The sequence below is a fragment of the Lacticaseibacillus sp. 30 genome (assembly GCF_053819265.1).
Genome location: NZ_JBSOQX010000057.1, coordinates 1 through 1,853, shown reverse-complemented (window position 1 = coordinate 1,853; position 1,853 = coordinate 1). Strand labels below are relative to the sequence as shown.

Genomic DNA, 1,853 nt, shown 5'->3' with positions numbered 1-1,853 from the left:
AGAGCACCCCCGTAAGAGTACTCTCCTAGCAGAGCCGTTAAAGACGGCTGGCATCAACTTACAATCAAAAGACCGTCTAGCTTAGCCAAAAGTCTAGTGACGGTCTTTTTGATTGTCTTGAATTGCATTTACAAGGGTCACAAAGGTGTTCACAAGTGACAGTACGAAACTGCCAAATGCTAACATCAGCGTGATTGCCTCAGCAACGGACAAACAGGCACCTCCTTTCACTTAGATTTTGGACGTCTTTCATAGGCGACCACCTCTTTGTGATTGGATTTGCCAACCGTCATTAACTTTTCTGCTAATAATATTATAGCACATAAACGGCTATATTCCTAGAGCCACAAGGGATATAGCCGCTTTTACATTGCAGAAAAAGCCTCTTCGGCCAAGGCCGAGAAGCGTGGGGCGCCTGCCCCGCCCACGCGCTTCGGGCCTCTGCCTGCCGCGAGGATTCAATCCGACCTCGGCAACATGATGCAACGGAACGGCAAAACCCAGCCGTTCTCGTTGCCAGCTCGACTGAAACCCAGCAGGTAGGGCATTACATACTTTGCTCTAGTCCTGCTGCACGTTGCTTTTTGTGCTGTTGTTGGGGCTTAACCGGCTGAGTTTGTTGATATTTCTGTTCATCTTCTTTGTCTACAGCGTTGTAGCCATACTGCTTAATCAAATAGGCGCACTGTTGAGGATCGTTAGCTTCAAAGAACCCAACTACTTTATCTGGCTGCTGACGATCAACGAGCGAGAATTGATCTTGGCCGTTGGCAATTAGTTTGGCAGTTTTTCCATCCTGACGACGATAGGTTTTTTCTAACTGCTGATTGATCGGTTCTTGGTGTTGAGCCAACTTGGCTAGCTCATTCCAATCTTTAGCAATTTTAGTCACCGGTAAGACGCCATTGTCAGCCTGGTAACGTGTGTTGTAGTAAGAAGATTTTGCTGCTAAATGTTCGCGGTCATGATCCTCAATACCAGGATTTAATTTTTTCGTAATGGCGTCCCAATCAGGCTCGTTATCACTAGTGCGGTTAGCTTTGATGAACTTTGCCGCGGTTAGTAAAGCCTCATCTGAATTAAAGTTAGTTTTTCCGGTGTTGATGAGCACGCTGCTTTTGGCAATGGCTTGTGGCAGCGGAAAAGCCTGCTGGTAGTTCGTTGAAAGGTTGGTTGTTGCTTTAGCTGCTGCTGCCAATTCACGCCAGTCAATGCCCGCTTGATCTGCAGCTTCTTTCAAGCCTTGGTAAGTTGTCTGTGTGATCGCATTATCCTGTGGAAAGAGCGGCTTACAGGTAGTTACCTCAGCCTCGGTATTAGCTAAGATGGAGTCTTGCAGCTTGTCATAAAGCTGATGACCAGCTGGGTCATTGTCGGAGCCAACATAAATAGTGGCTGGCAATTGCCCTTTTGTTTTATACATATTGACGGCCATATTCACGACACTTTCAACTTTAGTGCCATCAACTGAGGCAATCATGCAATTCGTTAGCTCTGGGTGTTGTGTCCAATAACTCAACGCATCAATCGGTGATTCAAAGACATACAAGTCTTGGGGTCTCCCCAAACTAAAATTGAAGCCAAAATCAGATTGCGAGTTTGCGGCAATCTTTTTTTGCGTGCCACGTTTACCGTAGTTTTTAAAATCAATTTCGGTGCCTTGAATACTAGCGCCAACTGCCTTACCGTTGCGTGCCCATTGAAAGATCAGATTGTTTTGTGAGTCCTGAAAAATGAGTCCCTTTTGGTACAGGCGGTCAACTAGATGAGGATTAATCCCTCTGGCGATGGTGAGGTAATCCCGCGCACGATTAAAGCTATCAGCTCGTTTCAAGTAGTTATGATAGGCTGCC

The 1,853-nt window shown here is 46.2% G+C and carries 2 protein-coding genes and 1 pseudogene; all 3 read right to left on the bottom strand.

Features of this window, described 5'->3' with window-relative positions; translation table 11 throughout:
* Positions 1-93: 93 nt before the first annotated feature.
* A complete protein-coding gene (locus tag ACWPAB_RS15185) occupies positions 94-231 on the bottom strand; it encodes a putative holin-like toxin (RefSeq protein WP_032793656.1) in 138 nt (45 codons plus the stop codon).
* Positions 232-365: 134 nt separating this feature from the next.
* Positions 366-548, bottom strand: a pseudogene (locus ACWPAB_RS15180) (hypothetical protein).
* A partial coding sequence (locus ACWPAB_RS15175) for a DUF3991 domain-containing protein (RefSeq protein ID WP_455692707.1) occupies positions 548-1,853 on the bottom strand: 1,306 nt, incomplete at its 5' end. The gene ACWPAB_RS15175 and the pseudogene ACWPAB_RS15180, both read right to left, overlap by 1 nt.